Here is a 13,688-nt window from a genome sequence, read left to right on the forward strand (position 1 = left end):
TGTCGGACGCCGCGCGCGGCTCACGACTTCGGCGGCAGCGTGGCCACGAACGCCACGCCGACCTCGACCCAGGAGCCCAGGTCCTCGTCCGAGACCAGGCCCGCCGCGTCGACCAGCAGCCAGCCGGGCATGGCCCGCCCGCGCATCACCATCGGCGCCGCGTGCGAGCCGGGCACGCACAGCGCCACTGCCTGCCCGGGGTCGCAGCGCACCATCAGCCCGCCGCCCGAGGAGGCGGCCACCGCCATGTGCCCGCCGATCATGAAGCCGAGCCCGCCGAACATCGCGCGCGTCGTCAGGCCGGGCTCGTCGTCGAGGAGGTCGCGCAGCCGGTCCGCCAGCACGGGGTCGTAGGGCACGCACCTCAGTCTGCGGCGCGGGGCCCGGCCTGTCACGTGACCCCCTTCACGCCGCGCGCGGGCGCCGCTAGCGTGCCGGGCGACGGGTCATCTCGGGTCCGTCGCTCTCTCGGGAAGAAGGCTCCCCATGCCCTCAGCACGCTTCGTCCTGCCCGCACACCGGACCTCACACCGGGCCACACGCCGGGCCACACACCGGGCCACCCTCGCGTTCCTCGGCTCGGCCGCGGCCGCCCTCGGCGTCCTCGCCCCCGTCTCCCCGGTGGCCGTCGCCCCGGCAGCCGCGGACGAGACGCCGTACGTCGTCAGCGTCGGCGACTCCTACATCTCCGGGGAGGCGGGCCGCTGGGCCGGGTCCTCCAACGCCGACTCCGACCGGGCCGACGCCCTGGGCGCCGGCGCCTACCTCGACGCCGGGTCGAGCGAGTCGATCGAGCGCTGCCACCGCTCGTCCTCGGCCGAGATCCACATCGGCACCGCACCCAGCCTCAACCTCGCCTGCTCGGGCGCGGAGACCTCGACGAGCACGGGCGACCGGTTCAAGCCCGGCCTCGACTTCTACGAGGGGTCCGAGGGCCAGGGCCAGGCGCTGGCCCTCCAGGAGTTCGCCTCCACCCACGACGTCGGCATGGTCGTCGTCTCCATCGGCGGCAACGACGTCGGCTTCGCGGACGTGGTGCAGACCTGCGTCCTGGACTTCCTCTACTCCCCGGGCTGGGCGAAGGACTACTGCCACGACGACAACAGCGTCGAGCAGGCCTTCTCCGCCTCGCACCTGGCCCAGGTGCGGGCGGACGTGGCCGCCGGCCTGACCAACATCGCCACCGCGATGCGCACCGCCGGCTACTCCGACGACGAGTGGACGCTGCTCCTGCAGACCTACCCCTCGCCCATCCCGCGGGCCGGCGGGTTCCGCTACTCCCAGTCCGGCTACACGCGCCAGGACACCGGCGGCTGCGGCTTCTGGAACGCCGACGCCGACTGGGCCAACGACACCGCCCTCCCGGCGATCAACAGCACCGTGCTCGGCGGCCTGGCCGACTCCGGCCTCACCAACACCGCCGTCCTCGACCTCGCCCACACCTTCGACGGCCGCCGGCTGTGCGAGTCCGGCGTGGGCCTCTACGAGGAGGTCGGCCTCGCCTCCTGGACGTCGCCCGGTGCCGTGGACCGCACCGAGTGGGTCAACCAGATCCGCACGGTGAGCACCATCGGCAGCAGCTCGCCCTACTACGTCCAGGAGTCGCTGCACCCGAACTACTGGGGCCAGCTCGCCGTCCGCTCCTGCGTGCGCCAGGCCTGGAACGGCGGCACGCCCGTCGGCGGCACCTGCACCCGTACCGGCACCGGGCTCACGGCGGGCGAGCCCGTCATGGCGCTGCGCTGAGTCGGGCATGATCCCCGGCAGCAGCCCCGAGCAGAAGGAGCACCCCGTGCGCCCGATCGTCGTCACCACCATGCTCACCCTCGACGGAGTCATGGAGGCCCCGGGCGGCGGGGACCACCCGCACGCCGGGTGGACCTTCACCGACATCGAGTTCGACCCCGCCGCCTACGAGCTCAAGGGCAGGGAGCAGGAGGAGGCCACGGCCATGCTGCTGGGCCGGGTCTCCTACCAGGAGTTCGCCCCGGTCTGGCCGTCCATGACCGAGGAGTTCCCCCGCTACAACGCGATGCCGAAGCACGTCGTCTCCTCCACGCTGGCCGAGGACGACCTCGTCGACGGCTGGGGCGAGACCACGATCCTGCGCGGTCTGGAGGACGTCGCGGCGCTGAGGGAGACCGAGGGCGGGCCGATCCTCGTCCACGGCTCCGGCACGCTCGCCCGGGGCCTGGCCGCGGCCGGCCTCGTGGACCGCTACCACCTGCTCACGTTCCCCGTGGTGCTCGGCTCCGGCGCGAGGCTGTTCGCCGACGACGGGCCCCGCACCCTGCTGCGCCCCGTCGAGACCGCCTCCTACCCCAACGGCATCACCATGGGCGTCTGGGACGTCGTCCGCTGACCCTCCCCGTACCGCCGATAGTGCGCGACGACAAGCACCGGTTCTGGCAGCTGGAGCAGCCAGATCGTCGCGCACTATCGGCCGAGCGGAGGGTCAGGAGGCCCGGTCCCGGGGCAGCGGGAGCGGCGCGACCCCGCCGAGGCCGCGGCGGTAGCGCAGGTGGGCGGCGAACGCGTCGAGCACCGTGTAGAGCTGCTTGCGCGCCTGCCAGGTGACCAGGCCGTCGCGGTGGCCCCAGGACTCGCCGAAGGAGACCCAGACGGGCACCCACGCGGCGGCGCAGTCCCACCGACCCTGGGCGGACTCGACGAGCCGCCGCCGCACCTGGAAAGCCTGGCGGGGGCCGTCCACGCAGATCGGGGCCGTCGCGACCGGCCAGACCCACAGGTCGTGCGCCACGAGGGCGAACTCCAGCTCGGCCAGACGGCCCGGCTCGACCAGGACCGTGGCGACGTTCTCGTGCGGCGCCCGCCTCATGCCCATGCACGGTAGCCCTCGGCGCCGAGCGGCGTCACCGGTCGAGACCACCGACGGCGCGCCGGGCCGTGCACGGTGGCACGAGGGTGTCCCAGGTCATACGCTCCGAGAGATGAACGGCTCCCCCCAGCCGGGCTCGCACCTCTCCACCCCGGCGAACATGGCCGACGTCGCGCGCGAGGCAGGCGTCTCCATCGCCACGGTGTCCCGCGCCCTGCGCGGCCGTCCGGGCGTCGGAGAGGCCACCCGCACCCGCGTCCAGGCCGTCGCCGAGCGGCTCTCCTACGTCATCTCCCCCGAGGCCTCGCACCTCTCCCGCGGCGAGACCGGTCGCATCGCGGTCGTGGTGCCGCTGCTCCAGCCGTGGTTCTACGCCACGCTGGTCAGCGCCCTGGTCGGCCACCTGCGCGAGGCCGGCCTCGACACCCTGATCTACCAGGTGGACGGGGCCCAGGAGCGTGGCCGCTTCCTCGCCGAGCTCCCGGCCCGCCGCAAGGTGGACGCCGTCGTCCTCGCCGCCCTGCCGCTCACCCCCGACCAGCGCGACCGGCTCGACCTGCTCGGCGTGCGCGTCGTGGTGGCCGGCGGCCGGCTGCGGGACCTGCCGCACGTCCGGGTCGACGACCTGGCCGTCGCCCACACGGCGGTCGACCACCTCGTCGGGCTCGGCCACCGCCGCATCGCCATGGTCCGCACCTCCGACACCGACGAGACCCCGTGGGAGGCCGACCTCCAGCGCGCTCGCGGCTGGCGGGAGCGGATGGACCACCACGGGCTCGGGCCGGTCGAGGAGCTGCTGGTCACCGAGGAGCTGGGCCCGCGCGCCGGCGCCCGGGCCCTCGACCGGCTGCTGGCCCTCCCGGACCCGCCCACGGCCGTCTTCGCCTACTCCGACGAGCTGGCGGCGGCCGTCGCGGTCCGCGCCCACGAGCGCGGCCTGCGGGTGCCGGAGGACCTCTCGGTGATGGGCGTGGACGGTCACCCCGTCGCGGACCTGCTGAACCTGACCACCGTCGACCAGCACGTGGCGGAGCAGGCCGCCGAGACCGCCGCCACCGTGATCGCGCTGGTGCGCAGCCGGGCCGCCGACCTCCCGGGCGGCGTGGACCCGGTGGCCCACCGGCACGACGTGGTGCTCGACCACACGCTCGTGGTGCGGGCCAGCACCGCGCCGCCGTCCGCGTAGGCAAAATCCTCCGGCCGCCGCTCAGGTGCCCGTCGCGGACGCCGAACGGACCGGTGGCCCCCCGGGCCGTCCCCCCGCGCGGCGCCCGGGGGGCCCCCCCCCCGGCGCGACCCCCCCCTCCCCGGCTGCTCGCTGCCAGGTCCCGTCGACTGTCCCCCCTGCCTGGCCAGGCACCACCGGCGCTCCGGTGCCCGGCCAGGAGCGGTTCGACGGGACGGACCGCGGGTCGCGCCCCCACACCCGGGCTCACGGGCGGGGCGCGACCCGCGGCCTCCGGGCTCGCGTCCACGGTGCACGCGCGTGCCGCTCGCGCGGCCGGCGTCGTGAGCGGCACAATGCACGTCATCCCCGACCGGACGCCTGTCGCTCGGGGCCGAGAGACGAGGAGTCCCGGACGTGGCGGAGCAGCGCCCCGAGGAGGCAACCGACCTCCCCGTGCGGCTCCTGCGCGCGCTCGCCCCCTGCGACTCCCTGACCGAGGCGCTGGCCGCGCTGCGTGCCGTGCTCGTGCCGGGCAGCGGCTGGCAGGTCGTGGGCGCCTACCGCGACCCCGGCCCCGGGCTGCCGCTGGCCCGGGTGCCCGACCCGACCGCCACCCTCGTGCCGGACCCGGTGCTGGCCGAGCGGGCCCGCACCGACGGCGCGCCCGTGCTGACCGTGCTGCCCGGCCCCACCGCCGGCCTCGCGGTCGTCGGGGTGCCCGTCCCGCACCTCGGCGGCCCCGGTGTCGCGGCCGTCGTGGAGCTGCTGGTGGACCACTACCCGGTGCCGCTCTCCGACCCCGTGCTCGCCGAGGTGGTGCCGGCCCTCGCCGCCGTGGCCGCGCGCGAGGAACGGATCACCGCCCTGGGCGCGGCCCGCGAGGCCGCCGAGCAGGCCAGCATGGCGACGTCGCAGTTCCTGGCCACGATGAGCCACGAGATCCGCACCCCGATGAACGGCGTGATCGGCCTCAACGAGCTGCTGCTGCGCACCGACCTCGACGACCACCAGACGCGGCTGGCCCGCGGGGTGGAGCAGGCCGGGCTGGGCCTGCTGGCGATCCTCAACGACGTGCTCGACCTGTCCAAGATCGAGGCCGGCGCGCTGGAGCTGGAGCAGGTCGACTTCGACGTCCGCTCCGTCTTCGAGCAGTCGGCCGCGGTGCTCGCCGGGCCGGCCCACGAGAAGGGCCTGCGCCTGGTGGTGGCCTGCCACCCCGAGGTGCCCGCCTACCTGTGCGGTGACCCGACCCGGCTCGGTCAGGTGCTCACCAACCTCGGCGCCAACGCGGTGAAGTTCACCGAGCAGGGCGAGGTCGTCGTCGAGGCGCGCACCACGGCCCGCACCGACGGACGGGTCGACCTGCACGTCAGCGTGCGCGACACCGGCGTGGGGATCGCCCCGGAGGCGCAGGCCTCGCTCTTCGACGCCTTCACCCAGGCCGAGCTCGCCACCACCCGGCACCACGGCGGCACGGGCCTCGGCCTCGCGATCTGCCGCCAGCTGGTGGGCGCCATGGGTGGGCGCATCGACGTGACCAGCGCGCCGGGGCGCGGCTCGCGGTTCGCCTTCACCGCCGTCCTGCGCGCGGCCACGAGCGCGCCGGCGCCCGAGCCGTCCGCCCTGGACGGCCTGGCCGGCCTGCGGGCCCTCGTCGTCGACGAGCACGCCACCCACCGCTACGTCCTCACCGAGCAGCTCACCGCCTGGGGCGTGGAGGCCACCGGTGTGGCCTCGCCCGCCGAGGCCCTCGGCGTGCTCGAGCGCGCCCACCGGGCCGGCACCCCCTTCGGCGTCGCGCTCCTCGCCATGGCGCTGCCGGGCAGCACCGGCATCGAGCTGGCCCGCCGCGTCCGCGCCACCGAGGACGCCCCGCCGGTGCTGCTGATGACCGCCGACCAGGGCGTCGGCTCCCGCGAGGCCCGGGACGCCGGCGTGCTGGTCACCCTCGCCACGCCGCTGCGCCACCTCGAGCTGCGCACCGCGCTCGCCCGGGCCGCCGGGCAGGAGCACGAGGCCCCCTCGCGGCGGCCCGCCCGGATGCTCGCCCCCGCGGGCGCGATCCGCGTCCTCGTCGCCGAGGACAACCCGGTGAACCAGCTGGTCGCGACCGGCCTCCTGGAGTCCCTGGGCGTCACCGTCGAGGTGGCGGACGACGGCGACGCCGCCGTGGCCGCGCTGGGCAGCGAGCCGCGCGCCGACCTGGTGCTCATGGACTGCCGGATGCCGGGCACGGACGGCTTCGAGGCGACCCGGGCGGTCCGCGCCCGCGAGCGTGTCGCCGGCCTGCCCCGGGTGCCGATCGTGGCCATGACCGCCTCCGCGCTCGACGGCGAGCGCGAGCGCTGCCTGGCCGCCGGCATGGACGGCTTCCTCACCAAGCCCGTCGACCCGGCCGAGCTGGAGGAGGCGCTGCGCCGCTGGGTGCCCGCGGGCGCTGCCGCGGCTGCGTCCGCCCCCGCCCCCGGGACGGCCACCGCGACGGCCACCGGGACGGCTCCCGAGACGGCTCCCGAGGCCGCCCCCCGGGGCGAGCGGCTCGAGCCGCCGGAGGAGAGCCCGGAGGCCCAGGAGCCCGCAGCCCCGCACGACCCCGTGGTCGACCAGGACCGCCGCGCGGTGCTGGCGGAGCTGGTCAAGGACGGCGAGAGCTTCTTCGACCGCACGGCCCGCTCCTTCGCCGGCCGGATCGACGGCCAGGTCGCCGCCGTGCGCGAGGCGGTCGAGGCCGGCGACACCCACGCCACCTTCACCCGCACCCACCTCATCAAGGGCAGCGCCCTCAACCTCGGGCTGCCGCGGCTGGCCCGCACCGCGGCCGCGCTGGAGCGCTACGCCGCCGACGGCGGCACCGAGGACGCCGAGCGGCTGCTCGCCGCCGTCGAGGCCGAGTGCGCGCTGGCCCTGGCCGAGCTGCGCCGCCTCGTCGGCTGAGCACCGGTTCCCCGACATCCGGGGTGGTGGACCCGCCCCGTCCGTGATGAGGTGTGCGCGATGAGCAGCAGCCCCACGGCCGCCGACCCGCTGGGTGCGTCGTTCGCGCAGACCGCCCGCCGTCGTCCCGTCGCCGTCGTGAGCCCGGACGCCGTGCAGGTGCGGCTGGCCGAGGCGTCCGGCCGCGAGACCGTCGAGCACGCGCTGCCCCAGGAGGTCGCGTGCACGGCCGTGCAGGTCGCACTGCCCGCCTGGGGGCGCGGCCGCGTCGACCTGGAGCTGGCCTCGGGCGACGGCGCCGTGCGCCTGGTCGGGGTCGTCGAGGACGGCCGCTGCCGGCTGGAGGTGACCGGCCCGGGCGGCACCACCACCCACGCCAGCCGCCGGGGCGGGGACGCCGGCTCGCCGGTCGCTCTGGCGCTCACGCTCACCGGCACGCAGGTGACCCTCCTGACCCGGGGCGGCACCGGCGAGGACTGGACCGGCCGCGCCCGGGTCGACCTGCGCGAGCTCGGGCGCAGCGTGCCGGGCGGCGCCCGGCTGGTCCGCGACCCGGCCTGGCTGGCGGGGCTGCTGCTGCGCCACCGCGGCGACGTGCGCGACCTGCTCGCCGGGCGCTTCGGTCAGCTGGGCCTGCGCGACCTGCGGCTGGTCACCACCGCGGCCGGCGACGCCTGGACCGACCCGGCACAGCCGGGCGCACGGTGGTTCACCGCCACCTCGGCGGGTCCCGGCTTCTTCGCCACCGCCCACACCTCGGTGTGGCGCCTGGACCTCGAGGACCTGCTGCTGACGCACACCGGGGACCTGTTCTTCGTGCGCGAGGGACGGCAGGACCCGGCGACCGGCGGGCCCGGCGTCTACGGCGACCACGCCACCCACCTGGTCCGCGACGGCGACTCCTGGCTGGTGACCACCTCGACGTGGGGCGACTTCGACCCCGACGAGAAGGACGCCCGGGTCGGCGTGGTGCTCGCCCGCACCGAGGCGGACGTGACGTCCGGCCTGCACGTGCTGGCGGCGCGACCGCTGGCGCTGCCCACCGACGGGCTGCGCTCGGTGGCGGTGTGGGACAGCCACCTCGTGCGCGAGGACGACGGCACCTGGCTCGTCGGCTACGTCAGCGCACGGAAGTTCTTCGAGTTCTGCCCCGTAGTGGCCCAGGGACCGTCGCTCGACGACCTGAGCCTGCGCGCGGCAGCCACCGACCGGCGGGCCACGGAGGGCACGACGCTGCTGCGCACGGCGTCGGGCTGGCGCGTGCTGGCCAGCGACGGGCGCGACAACCCGCGGGGCCTGCGCGAGCGCTACCCCGTGTGGGACCTGGACCTGACCGAGGTCGGCACGCTGGACGCGCCGTACCCCACGAACCTGCCGTGGCCGACCCTCGTGCCGGACGAGGACGGTGGCTGGCTGGTCGTCACGTTCAACGGCACGCCGGCGGGCGGGCGCGTGCTCGGGTACGGCACCCACGGAGAGGTGCTCGTCCTGAGCACGCGTCCGACACGCTGAGCGTCGGGACGCCGGGTCGAGACTGACGCAGGGTCAGTCGCGACCGGAGGGGCCCGAGTAGTCCCAGTCGTCCGAGTCGTCCTCGACCTCCGCGCCCGACTCTTCTCCACCATGGAGCTCTCGGGCGAGAGCATCGAAGTCCGTCTCGTGGCTCCGGTACTTCAGGTCGCGAGCGACCTTCGTCTGCTTTGCCTTTGCACGGCCGCGGCCCATAGGGTCCAGCCCCCTCGCACGCTTGGCCGGGGCCTCAGGGGCTCCCGGGCGATCTCTCGGATAGTCGTGGGATGGAGGTTACCTGCTGCGTCCACCTCTACGCACACCCGTCGGCGGATCGGACCGCTCCCTGAGCAACACCGCGACCCCGCGAGGCCGCGACGACGGCGCAGGTGACGCTCGGACGCAGGCTGGAGGGGGGCCTGTCACCCCCGGAGTGGGCTCTCCCGGGGAGTGAGGGGGATCACCAACCCGGGTGCTGGCCATGGAGTGTCACGGCCCCGCCGCGCTCGGCGGCGGGGACGACCTCGCCCGCGACCCAGGCGTCGATGCCGTAGCCGGCGAGCAGGGCCGTGGCCTTCTCGACCTCGGCGGCCGGCAGCAGCGCGACCATGCCGACGCCGCAGTTGAGGGTGGCCTCGAGGTCGGCCTGCGGCACGGAGCCGACCCGGCGCACGAGGTCGAAGATCGGCGCGGGCGTCCAGGTGGCCCGGTCCAGGTCCGCCGCGAGCTCCACGGGCATGACCCGCTCCAGGTTCGCCGCGAGCCCGCCGCCGGTCACGTGGGACATCGCGTGCACCTCGACGCTGCGGGCGAGGTCGAGGCACGACTTGGCGTAGATGCGCGTGGGCTCGAGCAGCTCCTCGCCCAGGGTGCGGCCGAGCTCGGGGACGTCGCGGTCCAGCGCCCAGCCCGGGCCGCCGGCCTCGGTGCCGCGCAGGAAGACGTGGCGCACCAGCGAGTAGCCGTTGGAGTGCAGGCCGGAGGAGGCCATCGCCAGCACGACGTCACCGGCGCGGACGCGGGCCGGGCCGAGCAGGTCGTCGGCCTCGACGACGCCGGTGGTGGCGCCGGCGACGTCGTACTCGTCGGGGTGCAGCAGGCCCGGGTGCTCGGCGGTCTCGCCACCGACCAGGGCGCAGCCGGCCAGGGCGCAGCCCTCGGCGATGCCCTTGACGATCGCCGCGATCCGCTCGGGCACGACCCGGCCGGTGGCGATGTAGTCGGTCATGAACAGCGGCTCGGCGCCGCACACCACGAGGTCGTCGACGACCATGCCGACCAGGTCGTGGCCGATGGTGTCGTGGACGTCCATCTTCTGCGCGATGGCGACCTTGGTGCCGACGCCGTCGGTGGAGGTGGCCAGCAGCGGACGCTTGTAGCGGGTGAGGGCGGAGGCGTCGAAGAGCCCGGCGAAGCCGCCGAGGCCGCCGATCATCTCCGGGCGCTTGGCCTTCTCGACCCACACCTTCATGAGCTCGATCGCCTTGTCGGCGGCCTCGATGTCGACGCCGGCCTGGGCGTAGGCGTTGGTCTCGGTCACGTCACGAGCCTCTTCTGTTCCGGTGCTGATGAGCGGGGTCGGGATCAGGGGTTGTTGAGCACGGGCAGCGCCCGGCCGAGCGTCGGCGAGGAGAGGCTCTGCTCGAGCAGGTGCTTGCCGAGCTGGCTCTCCTCCGGGAGCTCCACCGGGTACTCGCCGGTGAAGCAGGCGGTGCACAGCGAGCCCATCGGGCGCCCGGTCGACTCGACCATGCCGTCGAGAGAGATGTAGCCCAGGGAGTCCGCCCCGACCGAGGAGGCGATCTCGTCCACGTCCAGCCCGTTGGCGATGAGCTCGGCGCGGGTGGCGAAGTCGATGCCGTAGAAGCAGGGCCACTTCACCGGCGGGGACGAGATGCGCACGTGCACCTCGAGGGCGCCGGCCTCGCGCAGCATCCGGATCTGGGCACGCTGGGTGTTGCCGCGCACGATCGAGTCGTCCACCACCACGATGCGCTTGCCCCGCACCATGTGCTCCAGGGCGTTCAGCTTCAGCCGCAGGCCGAGCTGGCGCAGCGTCTGGGAGGGCTGGATGAAGGTGCGGCCGACGTAGGCGTTCTTCACGAAGCCCTGCCCGAAGGGGATGCCGGACTCCTCGGCGTAGCCCGACGCGGCGGGCGTGCCGGACTCGGGCACCGGCATCACGAGGTCGGCCTCGACCGGGAACTCGCGGGCGAGCCGGCGTCCCATCTCGACGCGCGCCTGGTGCACGGAGCGCCCGGCGATCGTGGCGTCCGGGCGGGCCAGGTAGACGTACTCGAAGACGCAGCCCTTGGGCTCGGGCTCGGCGAACGTGCGCGAGCGCAGGCCGGTCTCGTCGATGACGATCATCTCGCCGGGCTCGACCTCGCGGACGACGCTGGCGCCGATGGTCTTCAGCGCTGCGTCCTCGGAGGCCACCACCCAGCCGCGGTCGAGACGGCCGAGCACGAGCGGGCGGATGCCCTGCGGGTCGCGGGCGGCGAAGAGCGTGTCCTCGTTCATCCACACGAAGCAGTAGGCGCCGCGCAGCGTCGGCAGCACCTCCATCGCGCGGTCCTCGATGGACTGGTCGGGGTGGTGCGCGAGCAGCGCGGTGACCAGGCTCGTGTCGTTGGTCGCGGCCTCCTGCTGGCGGCCCTGCTGACGCGACTGCGGGATGTCGAGCTGGTCCGAGGGGCCGGGCAGCGCGTCGACGGCCTCGCGCAGCTCGTGGGTGTTGATCAGGTTGCCGTTGTGGCCGAGCGCGACCGAGCCGTCCGGGGTCGGGCGGAAGGTCGGCTGGGCGTTCTGCCAGGTGCTGGCGCCGGTGGTGGAGTACCGGCAGTGGCCGATCGCCAGGTGCCCCTGGAGCGAGTCCAGGGTGGTCTCGTCGAAGGCCTGGGAGACGAGCCCCATGTCCTTGTAGACGAGGATCTGGCGCCCGTTGCTCACCGCGATGCCGGCGGACTCCTGGCCGCGGTGCTGGAGGGCGTACAGGCCGAAGTAGGTGAGCTTCGCGACGTCCTCGCCCGGCGCCCACACGCCGAAGACGCCACAGGCGTCCTGCGGACCGGAGTCCATCGGGTCGAGGGCCGCCGTCAGCCGGCCGTCACCGCGGCGCACGCGGGGGCCTCGCGAGTCGTTGGGCACGTCGCACAGTGTAGGTGCCGAACGCCCACAGACCCTTACCGCGACGAAGCACGGAACGCCACACACCGGCCCCAGGGGTCCAGCCCGCCCGCACAGGCATTGCCCAGGGACGGCCGTTGCGGGCACTCTGACCTGCACGTGTTGCCGTCCCCCCGCGCGCCACGTCCGCCTGCGTCCCGCTCACAGCCGCTCGAGGAGGCTCCTCCATGCCCGCCAGCTCCCCGCACGGCGCTGCCCCGCTGCCGGGCGACGAGATGCTGGACTTGGTCACCGAGGGTGTGACGAGGATCGCGGGCTTCGGCGTCGCGGCGATCGGCCTCGTCCGCGGTGACGTGCTCCAGATCGTCTCCGTCGCCGGCAGCGACGACGCGCGCGCCGAGCTGCTGGGCACCCGCACGCCGATGCACCTGGCGATGGCCGAGATCGAGGGCGCGGACGAGTGGGGCGTGCTGCGGTTCATGCCGCACGACCGCCTCGAGCGCGAGACCTGGGGCTGGGTGCCGGACCTGGTGCCCCTCGAGGGCGAGGACGCCTGGCACCCGCTGGACTCCCTGTGCGCGCCCCTGGAGAGCGCCGACGGCGAGCTGCTGGGCCTGCTGTTCATCGACGTGCCGGTGGACGGTCGCCGCCCCGGCCCCGAGCAGCGCCGGGTGCTCTCGGAGTACACCGCCCAGGCCTCGCACGCCGCCGTGCTCGCGCTGGAGCGGGCCGAGCTGATGCAGCAGGTCAGGCTGGCCACGGCGGCCCGCGAGATCGTCCGACAGATCCCCGCGAACCGCGGCCTGCAGGAGACGGTCGACCAGTGCTGCGCCGCGCTGGCCGACGGCTTCTCGGCCTCCGGCGTCACCATGCAGGTCTTCGACGACGACCTGGGCAGCAGCATCGTGCTCGGCGACGCCTCCACGGGCATCGAGCCCGAGCTGCGCGAGCTGGGCGAGCGCGCCGCGCGCGAGGCGTGGGCCGCGCAGACCACCCTCGCCATCCAGGTGCACGTGCCGGACCCCGACATGCCCATGCTGCGGGTGGTGGGCCCCGACCAGGTCGAGCGCGTCCCGCGGGACGACCCGGCCCGCCGCCGGATGCGCGGCGCGCCGCCGGACGAGCCGCCCGAGCTCGCGGTCGTCCGCGAGCACCTCGCCCGCTTCGGGGTCGGCTCGGCGCTGCTGGTGCCGATCGGTGCCGGCCCCACGTGCCTGGGCTCGTTCGTGCTCCTGCGCGAGCCCGGCGACCCCGAGTGGACCACCGCCGAGACCTCGGCCGCGCTCGACATCGGGCACGACCTGGGCCGCGTCGTCCTCAACGCCCGCACGTTCGCCCGCGGCGAGAAGATGCTGGAGGACCTGCGCGCCGTCGACCGGTACAAGGGCACCCTCATCGCCACCGTCTCCCACGAGCTGAAGAACCCGCTCTCGGCCGTGACGGGGCACCTCGAGCTCCTCGAGGACGAGGACGACCTCCCCGGCCCCGTGCGCACCAGCCTCACCGCGATGGGCCGGGCCTCGCGGCGCCTGACCCGCGTCGTGGACGACCTGCTGCTGCTCGGCCGCGTCGGCGACCCGGACTACCCCGTCGCGTCCCGCCCGGTCGACCTGCGCGCCCTCGTGGCCGACGTCCTGGAGATCACCGCCGTCGAGGCGGCCCGCGCCGGGATCGAGGTCACCGACGTCCCGACGCAGGGGCCGGTCGTCGCCGACGGCGACCCCGAGGAGCTGGAGCGGGTCGTCGCCAACCTGGTGAGCAACGCCGTCAAGTACTCCACCGACGGCGGGCGGGTCGGCATCCGGCTCGGCCGCCGGGGCGACGTCTGCACGCTGGAGGTCACGGACACCGGCCTCGGCATCAGCGACGAGGACAAGACCCGTCTCTTCACGGAGTTCTTCCGCTCCACCAACCCCACCGCCCTCGCGCGGCCGGGCACCGGCCTGGGGCTCAGCATCGTCGCCCGGATCGTCGAGCGGCACCGGGGCTCGATCGAGGTGGAGTCGACCCTGGGCGTCGGCAGCACCTTCCGGGTCCGCCTGCCGGGCACACCGGACCCGTCCGTTCCGGTCTAGTCCTCACCCCAGTGACCAGGGGGTGCGCACGCTC

11 protein-coding genes are annotated in these 13,688 nt (G+C 75.0%); 6 read left to right on the forward strand and 5 right to left on the reverse strand.

From position 1 onward, the window contains the following. Window positions 1-20: 20 nt before the first annotated feature. Entirely contained in the window at window positions 21-359 is a 339-nt protein-coding gene (locus M8316_RS00665) for a TfoX/Sxy family protein (protein ID WP_250051067.1), read from the reverse strand. A 127-nt stretch (window positions 360-486) separates the two neighbouring features. Here M8316_RS00665 and M8316_RS00670 point away from each other — a divergent pair, with 127 nt between their 5' ends. Together M8316_RS00670 and M8316_RS00675 are read left to right on the forward strand one after the other, a co-directional pair. Continuing rightward, on the forward strand, window positions 487-1,746 hold the full coding sequence (locus tag M8316_RS00670; protein ID WP_250051068.1) for an SGNH/GDSL hydrolase family protein: 1,260 nt from the start codon (window positions 487-489) through the stop codon (window positions 1,744-1,746). 7 nt (window positions 1,747-1,753) lie between these two features. Beyond that, window positions 1,754-2,362 carry a dihydrofolate reductase family protein gene (locus M8316_RS00675; RefSeq protein WP_250051070.1) on the forward strand — a complete coding sequence of 203 codons (609 nt, stop codon included), beginning with the start codon at window positions 1,754-1,756 and terminating at the stop codon, window positions 2,360-2,362. 93 nt (window positions 2,363-2,455) lie between these two features. On the opposite strand, the gene M8316_RS00680 is transcribed toward M8316_RS00675, so the two are convergent. Next, complete coding sequence (locus M8316_RS00680; RefSeq protein WP_250051072.1) at window positions 2,456-2,839, reverse strand: hypothetical protein; 384 nt, start codon at window positions 2,837-2,839, stop codon at window positions 2,456-2,458. Window positions 2,840-2,951: 112 nt separating this feature from the next. Between M8316_RS00680 and M8316_RS00685 the strand changes: the two genes are divergently transcribed. The 3 genes from M8316_RS00685 to M8316_RS00695 all read left to right on the forward strand — a co-directional run bounded on the left by M8316_RS00685 (window position 2,952) and on the right by M8316_RS00695 (window position 8,453). Beyond that, a complete protein-coding gene (locus M8316_RS00685; protein ID WP_250051074.1) occupies window positions 2,952-4,025 on the forward strand; it encodes a LacI family DNA-binding transcriptional regulator in 1,074 nt (357 codons plus the stop codon). A 396-nt stretch (window positions 4,026-4,421) separates the two neighbouring features. After that, entirely contained in the window at window positions 4,422-6,941 is a 2,520-nt protein-coding gene (locus M8316_RS00690; RefSeq protein WP_250051076.1) for a hybrid sensor histidine kinase/response regulator, read from the forward strand. A 60-nt stretch (window positions 6,942-7,001) separates the two neighbouring features. Continuing rightward, on the forward strand, window positions 7,002-8,453 hold the full coding sequence (locus tag M8316_RS00695; RefSeq protein WP_250051078.1) for a hypothetical protein: 1,452 nt from the start codon (window positions 7,002-7,004) through the stop codon (window positions 8,451-8,453). Between the two features lie 33 nt (window positions 8,454-8,486). On the opposite strand, the gene M8316_RS00700 is transcribed toward M8316_RS00695, so the two are convergent. From M8316_RS00700 to purF, 3 genes are all read right to left on the reverse strand, one after another. Next, the gene (locus M8316_RS00700) at window positions 8,487-8,666 is read right to left on the reverse strand and encodes a DUF3073 domain-containing protein (RefSeq protein WP_250051080.1); all 180 of its coding nucleotides are present in this window, start codon (window positions 8,664-8,666) and stop codon (window positions 8,487-8,489) included. A 244-nt stretch (window positions 8,667-8,910) separates the two neighbouring features. Continuing rightward, on the reverse strand, window positions 8,911-9,990 hold the full coding sequence (gene purM / locus M8316_RS00705) for a phosphoribosylformylglycinamidine cyclo-ligase (protein ID WP_250051082.1): 1,080 nt from the start codon (window positions 9,988-9,990) through the stop codon (window positions 8,911-8,913). Window positions 9,991-10,034: 44 nt separating this feature from the next. Continuing rightward, on the reverse strand, window positions 10,035-11,573 hold the full coding sequence (purF, locus tag M8316_RS00710) for an amidophosphoribosyltransferase (RefSeq protein WP_250051575.1): 1,539 nt from the start codon (window positions 11,571-11,573) through the stop codon (window positions 10,035-10,037). A 233-nt stretch (window positions 11,574-11,806) separates the two neighbouring features. On the opposite strand from purF, the gene M8316_RS00715 reads away from it, so the two are divergent. Then, window positions 11,807-13,654 (forward strand): sensor histidine kinase, encoded by a 1,848-nt coding sequence (locus M8316_RS00715; protein ID WP_250051083.1) that lies wholly within the window; start codon window positions 11,807-11,809, stop codon window positions 13,652-13,654. Window positions 13,655-13,688: the final 34 nt, after the last annotated feature.

This window comes from Nocardioides bruguierae (genome assembly GCF_023554635.1).
Taxonomy (GTDB): Bacteria; Actinomycetota; Actinomycetes; order Propionibacteriales; family Nocardioidaceae; genus Nocardioides; species Nocardioides bruguierae.